The sequence below is a fragment of the Streptosporangium sp. NPDC006013 genome (genome assembly GCF_040614275.1).
Lineage (GTDB): Bacteria > Actinomycetota > Actinomycetes > Streptosporangiales > Streptosporangiaceae > Streptosporangium.
In genome coordinates this window covers 24,874-33,383 of record NZ_JBEXUE010000052.1, presented here as the reverse complement: position 1 = coordinate 33,383, position 8,510 = coordinate 24,874, and the positions used below count along the sequence as shown (strand labels likewise).

General features: G+C 71.4%; 7 protein-coding genes. All 7 read right to left on the bottom strand.

Features of this window, described 5'->3' with window-relative positions; genetic code table 11:
* Nucleotides 1–177 precede the first annotated feature (177 nt).
* Nucleotides 178–819, bottom strand: coding sequence for an ATP/GTP-binding protein (locus ABZ260_RS11230; RefSeq protein ID WP_355548570.1), 642 nt, complete (start codon nucleotides 817–819; stop codon nucleotides 178–180).
* The gene (locus ABZ260_RS11225) at nucleotides 800–1,186 is read right to left on the bottom strand and encodes a DUF742 domain-containing protein (RefSeq protein WP_355615676.1); all 387 of its coding nucleotides are present in this window, start codon (nucleotides 1,184–1,186) and stop codon (nucleotides 800–802) included. Before ABZ260_RS11225 ends, ABZ260_RS11230 begins: the two co-directional genes overlap by 20 nt.
* Complete coding sequence (locus ABZ260_RS11220) at nucleotides 1,183–1,614, bottom strand: roadblock/LC7 domain-containing protein (protein WP_355548564.1); 432 nt, start codon at nucleotides 1,612–1,614, stop codon at nucleotides 1,183–1,185. The genes ABZ260_RS11225 and ABZ260_RS11220 overlap by 4 nt, the downstream gene beginning before the upstream one ends.
* A gap of 90 nt (nucleotides 1,615–1,704) precedes the next feature.
* Nucleotides 1,705–4,284, bottom strand: coding sequence for a nitrate- and nitrite sensing domain-containing protein (locus ABZ260_RS11215; RefSeq protein ID WP_355615674.1), 2,580 nt, complete (start codon nucleotides 4,282–4,284; stop codon nucleotides 1,705–1,707).
* Nucleotides 4,285–4,489: 205 nt separating this feature from the next.
* A complete protein-coding gene (locus ABZ260_RS11210; RefSeq protein WP_355615672.1) occupies nucleotides 4,490–6,148 on the bottom strand; it encodes a prenyltransferase/squalene oxidase repeat-containing protein in 1,659 nt (552 codons plus the stop codon).
* Nucleotides 6,145–7,038 carry a terpene synthase family protein gene (locus ABZ260_RS11205; protein ID WP_355615670.1) on the bottom strand — a complete coding sequence of 298 codons (894 nt, stop codon included), beginning with the start codon at nucleotides 7,036–7,038 and terminating at the stop codon, nucleotides 6,145–6,147. The genes ABZ260_RS11210 and ABZ260_RS11205 overlap by 4 nt, the downstream gene beginning before the upstream one ends.
* A complete protein-coding gene (locus ABZ260_RS11200; RefSeq protein WP_355615668.1) occupies nucleotides 7,035–8,423 on the bottom strand; it encodes a cytochrome P450 in 1,389 nt (462 codons plus the stop codon). The genes ABZ260_RS11205 and ABZ260_RS11200 overlap by 4 nt, the downstream gene beginning before the upstream one ends.
* Nucleotides 8,424–8,510 lie beyond the last annotated feature (87 nt).

The window sequence follows — 8,510 nt, the reverse complement described above, 5'->3', positions numbered from 1 at the left end:
CGGGGCGTCGCGTACACGTGTCCGAGGGGGAGGAATTCATCCCTGCCGGAGGGACAAAAACGCTCCCGAGACGGTGACGATCCGCCCCGGAGGTGGGCGTGCCCACCGTGCGGGACCACCCGCTACACGGGGAGGACGGTCTCGCTGGATCCGTCCACCCCGGAAGGGGGACGGGCGTCAGCGGGTCCCGGTCCGCTCCGCGGAGGGTTCGACGCTCCCCGGAGAGGACGGCATGCCCAGCCGCATCCGCATCGCGTGCTCCACGAGGGCGATGAGCACCTCCTTGCCCGACTCCCGCTGCCTGGCGTCGCACAGCACGATCGGGATGTCCTCGTGGAGGGTCAGCCCGAGCCTGACCTCGTCGAGCTCGTAGCGGCGAGCCCCGTCGAAGCAGTTGACCGCGACGATGAAGGGCGTCTCGCGCCTCTCGAAGTAGTCGAGCGAGGGGAAGCAGTCGGCCAGCCTGCGGGTGTCGGCGAGGACCACCGCGCCCAGCGCGCCCAGCGCCAGCTCGTCCCAGAGGAACCAGAAGCGCTCCTGCCCAGGCGTGCCGAACAGGTAGAGGCGGTAGTCGTCGCCGATGGTGATGCGGCCGAAGTCCATCGCGACAGTGGTGGTCTGCTTGGTCTCCACGCCCGACAGGTCGTCGACACCGATACCCCGGTCACTCAGAGTCTCCTCGGTGCGCAGCGGCTCGATCTCGGAGACCGCGCCGACCAGCGTGGTCTTGCCCGCGCCGAACCCTCCGGCGACCAGGATCTTGATCGCCTTGGGCAGCTTCACGCGCCCGGCGTCGCGGTTAGAGCGCACGGAGTCCATCGAGCACCGCCCTGTACAGCATCTCGTCGTGCATGTCCGTCTCCGAATGCGGTTCTTGTATGGCGATGAATCCCTGGTCGAGCAGGTCACTGAGCAGGACACGGACCGTGCCTGCCGGAAGATTCGTGTGGGCGGCGATCTCCGCGACCGACTGGGGCAGTCGGCAGAGCCGGACGATGGCCAGGCACTCCGGGTCCAGGCCCGGCTCCCTCGACGAGACCTGCCGGATGGTCACCACCAGGGTGATGAGGTCGAACCTGCCGCGAGTCGGTTCGGTCCTGCCCCGCGTCAGGACGTACGGCCTGACGATCGGCCCCGCCTCGTCGCCGACCCACTGGGCCTCGGGCTGCTCGTCGAAGATGCTCATCGCGTGCCGTCGCCTCTGAAGGAGGAGTCGGCAGTCCGGGTGGGCGAAGTGAGGTACTGGCCGACGCGGGTGACGAGCATGGCCATCTCGTAGGCGACCAGGCCGACGTCGGCCTCGGCTCCGCAGAGCACCGCCAGACACGCTCCCTGCCCGGCGGCCGTCACGATCAGGTACGCCGTCCGCATCTCGATGATGGTCTGGCGCATCGGCCCGCCACCGACCCGGTCGCTGACCCCCCGGCCCAGGCTCTGGATCGCCGATCCGACGGCGGCCAGATGTTCGGCGTCGGCGGGGGGGAATCCCGCCGACGCGGCGAGCAGCAGGCCGTCCGTGGAGAACACGATTCCGTGCTGAGCTTCCTCCACCCGCGAGACCAGGTCGTCCAGCAACCAGGCCAGGTCCGTGAAAGATCCTGTTCCCTGCACCACTCGTTGTCCTCTCCTTCTGCCTGCCGATGTTCCGTCGCGGGCCCTCGGCGCCTCATCGGCACCGACCCGGCACGCGCTCACATATTGGGGTCACGCGGCGGGCCCACCCTCGTCCACGGGATCGCCTGCCCGCCTGGTCAGCTGGGCCGCGTCGTCGCGGCCGCGGCGCGTGCCCGCCTGGAAGGACGCCATGGCCGCGCGGATCATCTCCGGGGAGCGCTCGTCGGCGCCGTCGTCGTCCGGGGGCACCGGCGCCGCCACCTCGTCGTCCTGCAGCGGGGCGGCGAGATGCGTCTGGGGAACACGCCTCGGGAGGCCGCCCGGTGTGTGGCTGCTGTCGGGCGGGGGCAGCACGGGCGGCAGTGCCGCCCCCGGGCCGCCCGAACGTCCGGGAGCGGTGGAGCCGTCGGGCGCGCCCGGTGCGGCGGGAGGTCCGGGGTTCGTGAAGTCGGGCAGGCTCATAGGTGCTCCGGAGTCGGGCAGCTGCCTGAGTGCCGCGGGATCGGCGAAGCGGCCGGGGGCCGCCGGATCGGCGAGACCCGCGGGAAGGCCCGGGTCTGCGACGCGGCCGGGAGACGCGGGTTCCCACGCCTCGGGCCAGGCCCCCGGGACGGACTCGCCGACGGGCTCTCCCTCGGCACCGCCGGTCCGCACCGGGCCGGCGATGCCCAGGGGATCGCCTGCCCGGCCGCGGACCGCGGCGACCGCGGACGTGGTGCCGTTCATCTCGCCGGTGCTCGCCGAGCGTGCCTGTGGGATGCCGACGCCGACGGAGGGGGCCGGCTGCTCCTCGTTGATCAGGTCCTGCGGGATGAGGACGACGACGGTCGTGCCGCCGTACGGGGACGCCTTGAAGGTCACCCGGACGTTGTGCCGTTCGGCCAGGCGGCTGACGACGTACAGACCCAGGCGGGCGTTACCGGAGAGCTTGAGCTCCGGAGGGTTGGCGATCCGCTCGTTGGCCCCCGCGATGTCCGCGGCGCTCATGCCCAGCCCCCGGTCCTCGATCTCCAGCGCGTAGCCGTGAGCCACGAGGTGCCCGCCGACCTGGACCGTGGTGTAGGGCGGGGAGAAGGAGGCGGCGTTCTCGACGAGTTCGGCGATCAGGTGGATCACATCGCTCACGGCCCGGCCGTCCAGCGCCACCTCGCCCAGGGGCATCACGTCGACCCGGGTGTAGTCCTCGATCTCGGCGAGCGAGCCGCGGACCACGTCGATCATCGGGACCGCGTCGCGCCAGGCCCGGCCGGGCGCCGCACCGGCGAGTACGAGGAGGTTCTCCGCGTAGCGTCGCATCCGGGTCGCCAGGTGGTCGAGCCGGAACAGGTCGCGCAGCTCCTGCGGGTCGTTCTCGCGCCGCTCCATGACGTCGAGCACGCTCAGCTGGCGGTGCACGAGCGACTGGGTGCGGCGGGCGAGGTTGCGCAGGATGTCGGCGATGTCGCGACGGAGCTGGGCCTGCTCCGCGGCGACCTTGATGGCGGTCTGCTGCACGGCGTTGAACGCCTGGCCGACCTGCCCGATCTGGTCGTCGCCGAACTTGAGGGGCGGTGCCTCGGCCGCGACGTCCACGGTCTCCCCGTGGCCGATCCGCTCGACCACGGAGGGCAATCGCTCGTTGGCGAGCTCCCAGGCGGCGGCCCGCAGCTTCTCCAGCTGCTGGACCAGGGCGCGAGCCGTGGTGATGGCCAGGACGACCGAGGCGATGACGGCCACCAGACCCAGGCCGCCGGCCAGCGCGAGCCGCACGACGACGCCGACGGCGACCGGGCCCGACCGCTCGACCACGCCGCTGCCGGCCGTGAGCACCGCCTCCGTCAGCTTGGCCTGTGCGGGCTGGGCGTCGGAGCTCCATCGCGCGACGTCGATCATTCCGGTGGACACCACGTTCGCGTCCCCGATCAGCTGCTCCTCCATGGCTCTCAGCCGGGTGAACTGCTCGCTGGTGGCCAGCTGTCGGTAGGCTTCCTGGTCGGCTACGGGCAGTTCGGCCACCGCCTCGGTGAGGAGGAAGCGCCGCGTGCCGACGATCTGCGTGAATCTGACCTGCTCGCCGTCGGCGAACCTGCCCGCCGTCAGGGCGCCCATCACCAGGGCGTCTCCCTGGGACAGCATGTCCCGGGCCCGGTTCATCTCGATGAGCGTGCGGGTGTCCTTGGCGAGTTCCTCGTCGTCCAGCGTGGCCAGCGAGTCGTAGACGCGGTAGATGGAGTCGACGATACCGGTGAACTCCGCGGCCGCCCAGGTCCGGCTGCCCCGGCCCGTGTCGATCGCCCTGCGCGTGGTGGCCAGCTCGTCCAGCAGCCGGCGTGTCTCGGCGATACGATTCCCCAGGGCCGAGCTTCCCAGCAGCTGCACGCTGCTGCCGGCGGTGAGCTCCCGGAAGTTCGCGCCCGCGGCGTCGGTGCGCCCGCGCTGGGCGGCCAGCGCCTCGCGCCGCCGGCGTTCCGTGCCGCCCGCGCCCAGCGTGATCGCGGTAAGCCGTCGTTCGGCCTGCACCTCGACGATGAGCCGCTCGCTCGGCTCCGCCACGTCGGTGTTGAGGGTCGCCACGCCCAGCATGTTCACACCGTCACGGACCGTCACCCATGCCGTGAACGCCCAGAGCGCGGTGAGCGACACCAGAAGTGCCGTGACCTTGGTCCGCAAGCTCGCGTTACGCAAGCGCATGGTATCCACCCCGGGAAGCAGAAAGAAAATAGACGGCACATTTTTGCGGCAGTCGACACATGTAGTTCAAACGGTCGCCACATCGCACGGATCAGCGGGACATCCCACATCACACCCGCCGAACCCTAGCAATGTCACTAAACACACTCAAGGCGGGACAGAACAGATGAGCCCTTCTGTCCTGTTTTGAATTCACAGTCAATTCTCAATACGAGTCGTCCTCAGGAAGTGAGAGTGCGCGCCGTGCCAGGTGGAGCGCGCCCAGAACGGCCGCCCTGACGATCGCCACCGGCAGGTACAGGTCCTTGTCGACCCAGAGCGACGGCGCCTCGCCGTCCCGGGTGGCCGCCAGGCGGCGGTATCCGCGCTCCACGGCCTCCCGCCACCGCTCCTCCCCCCGCGCCGCGCCGGCCAGCAGCAGGGTCTGCAGCGCGTAGGCGGTCTCCTCCGCGGTGCCCTCCCAGCGGCCCCACGACCCGTCCGCGCGCTGGGTGCCGAACACCCACTCCACGGCCCCGCCCACCGCGCCCGCCGACTTCTCGCCGCCGAACTCGCGCAGCGCGATGGCGCAGCAGGCGGTGGCGTAGTACGGCGAGACGTGCCAGCGGTCCGTCCAGCTGCCGTCCGCCTCCTGGCGGTCGCGCAGCCACGCCGCCAGCTTGGTCACGACGGCCTCGTGGCGGGGCTCTCCCCCGCACCGGCGCAGGTACTCGCCGAAGGCGTCGAGCACGTGCGCGTTGGTAGTCGGGGACATCCCCTCCTCCCCGCGCCAGGTGCAGAAGTGGGTCTCCATCTCGAACGGCCACAACCCCTCGGGCTCGCGCGGCTCGCCGATCAACGCCAGCGCGTACAGGGCGACGGAGGTGGTGTCGGCGTCCTCGGGAAGGCCGGGCCCCGTGGCGGCCCCCTCGGGGCCGAGCACGTCCCGCAGGCTCGCGGCCAGCTCCGGTGACACGTCCACCGGGATTCCCGCGCGCCGCAGCCAGCTCAGCGTCCAGCCGCGCTCGAACACGCTGATGGGCAGGGCGCAGGGCACCGGCCCACCGGTGGAGGCCACCACCGCCTCCAGGTAGCGCCGTACCGCCGCCTCCTGGTCCGGTCTGGAGCCGGGCGACGCGGCCAGCCAGGCGGCGCCGGCCGCGGGCGAGGCGCCGACGGCCGCCATCCCGCCGGGCATCGGCGTGGGCAGGATCCCGGAGGCCGCCGTCGCCTCCGCTCCCGCGATCTCAAGGGCGTGGACCAGCTTCTGCGGTATCTCCGCGCCCGACGCCAGCCACGCCCTGACCCCGGCCAGCTTGGCACCGTCCAGGCCCGGGGGTGGTTTCGGCCCCTCCCCGTCAAGGTGGCCGTCGATCAGGGAGAGCAGGGACGACACGATGAGTTCGATCGCGGGCGTGTCCGGCAGGGGCGCGGCGGAGCGGGAGCGGTTCCGCACGGCCTCCAGCCCGCGATCGGCCGCCTTGGCGAGCAGGTCGGGGGCAGCGGAGGTGCCGCGCCCGACCTCGGCCAGCAGCGCCTCGACCGCGCTCAGGGTGGGGACCAGAGCGTGGTCGCCGGATGAGTGCCAGCCGCCGTCCGGCCGCTGGGTGGCGAGCAGGAACCCGATCCGCTCGGTGTGCCCGGCCAGCCACGGGGCCAGGCTCACCAGCCGGCCCGTCTCGTACGGGGAGGCGGACACCTGCCCCCAGGGCTGGGCCAGCAGCCCGGCGACCAGCTCGCGCGCCTCGGCGACCGTGTCGATCTCGTCGCCTGCCCCGGTACCGCTCTTCGTGCCGTACCCCGCGTCGGACCCGCCGGGGGTTCCCCGGCCGGTCGCCGGCGATGCGCCGAGCACCGCGGGGGCGGACAGGCCGTCGACGCTCACAACGTCCCCCAGTAGTCGCCGACCTGGTAGAAGCCGGCGCAGAAGTCCATCTGCCGTTCCATGTAGCCCGCCAGCTCCGGATGGGCCTCCCGGAGCGGGGCGACCAGTTCCCTGCTCCGTGCCGCCAGCTCGGCGATCCGCCGCTCCACCTCGGCGCGGCCGATGTCGAGCAGCAGGACGTTGAGGTCTCCCCAGGCGACGTCCCGCTCGTAGGTGCCCAGGTCGTTGAGGAGGCGGATGACCCGTTGCACGGCCCGGCCCGCCTCGCGCAGCGGACCGACGTCCGCGACCGCGCCCTGGCCCGTGACGTGGATCCAGTGGGCGGCGAACACGAAGGAGAAGCCGAGGTTGTCGGCGTTGCCGAGATACTCCTCGAAGGTCGGCGTGACCTTGTCGCTCTTCCAGCGCCACTCCGCGAGCATCCCGTCCAGCATGCGTTCCAGCTCGTCGCGCCAGATCGGTCCGAGCTCGGGGAAGGCGGGCGAGGAGGCGAGCTCGTCGCGGATGCCGGCGAGCATGCGGGTGAGGTCGTCGCCGGGGACCGGTGGCCCCCCGGCGGCCACGTCCAGGCACCGCCGGGCGATGTCCGCCACCTCGGCCGGCGAGGTGGCGACGTAGTCGACGAGCCAGTCCAGGCCGAACGCCCACAGGGAGGTCTTGTTCGCCATCCGCAGCCGCTCGGCGGTGAACCAGGGCCCGCCGAACGCCATGGCCAGCGAGAGGGTGCTGTACAGGGCCGCGTCGAAGGGCTTCGCGGAGAACAGGCCGGGATAGGTCTCCGCCCACTCGCGCATCTCCCGCTGGGAGCGGCCGGCGCGGGCGCAGATCGTCCCGGCGGCCATCGCCTCCATGGCCTCCGGCCGGATGCCGGGGTCGAGTCGCGCCGTCATCGCAAGACTCCGCCCTGATCGTGCCGGGCGGAGGATATGCCCAGCTCAACCTTGCCCTTGGGGCGCAGCGAGGCGGCCCACCCCGTGATGAACGGCCCCGGCGTGCGCACCGACATCCGGAACCGGCTGAGGATGCCCGCGACCACGAGCGGCGCCTCGACGTAGAACAGGGGCTCGCCCAGGCACCTGTGCGGCCCGCCGCCGAAGGGAAAGTAGGCGTACCTGTGCCTGCGCTCCTCGCTCTCGGCCCTGCCGGGCGCGAACCGCTCGGGGTCGAACTCGTCCGGGCGCTCCCAGAACTCCGCAAGCCGCTGGGTGGCGTACGGGGTCACCAGCACCGTCGAGCCGGCCTTGATCCGCACGCCGCCGATCTCCGCGTCCTCCATGACCATGCGGGGGAGCAGCCAGCCCGCCGGGTACAGGCGCAGGGTCTCCTGAAGGACCATGCGGGTGTAGGTGAGGTGGGGGATGTGCTCGGGGCGGGCCGGTCCATCGCCCACCACCTCGTCGATCTCCGCCTGGAGCCTGGCCTCGACGTCCGGGTGCTCGTCCAGCAGCAGCCACAGCCAGGTGAGGACCATCGCGGTGGTCTCCGACGACGCGGCGTACACGCTGACCAGGGCGTCGCGGATCTGCTTCTCGGTGAGCCCGTCGCCGTTCTCGTCGACGGACCGGCAGAGCACGGAGATGATGTCGACATTGTCGTCGGGGGCGGCCATCGCCTTCCTGACCACGGGAAAGACCACGCCGTCGATCTTCTTGACGGCCTTCAGGAAGGCCCGGTCCCCAGGTATCCGGATGAAATACGGCATGAACGGCATGAGAATGCGGTAGACGAGCGAGTGGGACACCCGTTCGAAGGCGGGGATGATGCGCTCCCCGTCCTCCCGGTTCAGTTTGTCCCCGAACAGCACCCGGTTGACGATGTAGCTGAGGATCCTGGACATCTCCGTGGCCGCGTCGAAGTTGCGCCCCGACTGGACATACCCGTCCCACTCCTGGACGCGCCCGGCGACGCGCCTGGACACCTCCTCGGCGATCGTGGCGACGTACCGCGTGGTGAACAGCGGCTGCAGGACCTTCCGGCTGTTCTGCCAGTGCTCGCCGTCGCTCATGATGCTGTGCCCGAAGAGCCGCTCCAGCGGGCGCCAGAACATCCCCAGGCGCTGGTAGTTCGTCCATCCGACGCGCATCACCTGCTGAACATGGTCGGGATGGGTGACCAGGTAGGGGCGGAACGGCCCCAACTCCAGCCGGACGACCTCCCCGCCGGCCTCCCGTGCGAACTCGGCGAGCGCGCCCGCCGGTTCGCGGACCAGCTTCGGCAGAGCTCGGTGTATCGGGATGGACCTCACTCGGCGACCGGGATGCACGTCGATGGACATAGGCAAACGTCTCCCACCTCACGTGATGTGAATTCGCGCAGCGTGAGACAACCGCCCGCGCGGGTGAGCGCGGCGGCGTTCGGAAAC

Excerpts from the sequence above, each read along its gene's own strand:
- ABZ260_RS11230 (WP_355548570.1), bottom strand. The coding sequence starts at position 819 with ATGGACTCCGTGCGCTCTAACCGCGACGCCGGGCGCGTGAAGCTGCCC.
- ABZ260_RS11225 (WP_355615676.1), bottom strand. The coding sequence starts at position 1,186 with ATGAGCATCTTCGACGAGCAGCCCGAGGCCCAGTGGGTCGGCGACGAG.
- ABZ260_RS11215 (WP_355615674.1), bottom strand. The coding sequence starts at position 4,284 with ATGCGCTTGCGTAACGCGAGCTTGCGGACCAAGGTCACGGCACTTCTG.
- ABZ260_RS11205 (WP_355615670.1), bottom strand. The coding sequence starts at position 7,038 with ATGACGGCGCGACTCGACCCCGGCATCCGGCCGGAGGCCATGGAGGCG.
- ABZ260_RS11200 (WP_355615668.1), bottom strand. The coding sequence starts at position 8,423 with ATGTCCATCGACGTGCATCCCGGTCGCCGAGTGAGGTCCATCCCGATA.